This window comes from Protofrankia sp. Cr1 (assembly GCF_963555865.1).
GTDB lineage: Bacteria > Actinomycetota > Actinomycetes > Frankiales > Frankiaceae > Protofrankia.
Window position 1 is genome coordinate 9093 of record NZ_CAUVXO010000081.1, and the last position, 1408, is coordinate 10500.

The 1408-nt window shown below is 72.2% G+C and carries 1 protein-coding gene; it reads right to left on the reverse strand.

The window, feature by feature from the left end:
- Nucleotides 1–2: 2 nt before the first annotated feature.
- Nucleotides 3–1408 (reverse strand): helicase-related protein (locus tag U9980_RS09590; protein ID WP_322767604.1); only part of this gene is annotated, 1406 nt, incomplete at its 5' end.

Here is a 1408-nt window from a genome sequence, read left to right on the forward strand (position 1 = left end):
GGCTAGCCGGTCTCGACGGCGAGCGCGAACGGCAGTACTCCCACGGCCCCGGCGTGGCGCAGTGCCCTGGCGACGACGGTCATGGTCCAGCCGGTGACGATCAGGTCGTCCACCAGGAGAACCGGGCCGGGCAGCTTCCCCACGGCCACCCCGAGATCCTCAGGCACCGCGAACGCCTCCCAGAGACTGGCCAATCGGTGCGCACTGTTGTTCATCCGATACGCAGAGCGGTCATCGACAACCCGCTCGACCTGGCCGAGCAGGGGCAACCGCCCGATTGCGGCAATCTGCTCCCCCAGACTCGCGACAAGCTGTGGGCGGCTGCGGGAGGCAACCGTGACCACCGCGGCCGGGCGTTGCCGCCACCCCCAGCCGGCCAGCACCCGCACCGCCGCGGCCACCAGATCGTCGCTCACCGGTGCATCCGGCGCGCCCTGCGCCACGAGCGGGCGCAGCCGGTTGCCCCAGCCGACACCGCCCAGGCGGGCGAGCGCCCGTCCCGGCTGCGCACCGGCCGCCTCCGGTATCCGGCCGGCGACGCCGATGCCCAGCGTGCGCATGCCCGTCGGCCACATCCGACGTGGTTCGACCGCGGTGCCCGGGCGGTCCAGCTGCTCCTTCGCACTCACCCGGGCGGCTTCGGAGACCACGCCGGGCCACCGGCGGCCGGTGCAGGTGTCGCAGCGTCCGCACGGTGCCGCGGTGGGATCGTCCAGCTCACGACGAAGAAACTCCAGCCGGCAGCCGGTGGTGGCGATGTAGTCGAGCATCGCCTGCTGCTCGCGCGCACGGCTGGCGCCGACCCTGGCGAAACGTTCGGTGTCGTAGGCCCAGGGTGCCCCGGTGGCCTCCCAGCCACCGCGGACCCGCCGGACCGCACCGTCGACGTCGAGCACCTTCAGCATGGCCTCGAGCCGCCCATGCCCGACGTCCACGCGTGCCAGCAACGCCTGGGTGGACATCGAGGATGTCGCCCCCGCGAGTGTGCTCAGCACCCCCTCGACCACGCTCTGCGCGGGGAAGGAGGCGTCCGCGAAATACGCCCAGATGTCGCTGTCCTCCTGGGCCGGTAGCAACACGACCTCGGCCCGCTCAACCGCACGGCCGGCCCGACCGATCTGCTGGTAGTAGGCGATCGGAGACGGCGGCGCTCCGACGTGGACGACGAACCCCAGATCGGGTTTGTCGAAACCCATGCCCAGCGCACTGGTCGCGACCAGGGCCTTCACCCGGTTGGCCAGCAGGTCCTCCTCGGCCGCGATCCGCTCGGCGGGTTCGGTGCCACCGTGGTAGGTCGCGACGGCGAAACCGGCAGTGGTGAGGAACGCGGTGAGCTCCTCGGCCGCGGGCTTGGTCAGCGTGTAGATGATCCCGGAGCCGGGCAGGCCCGGCAGCTGGTCGGCCAGCC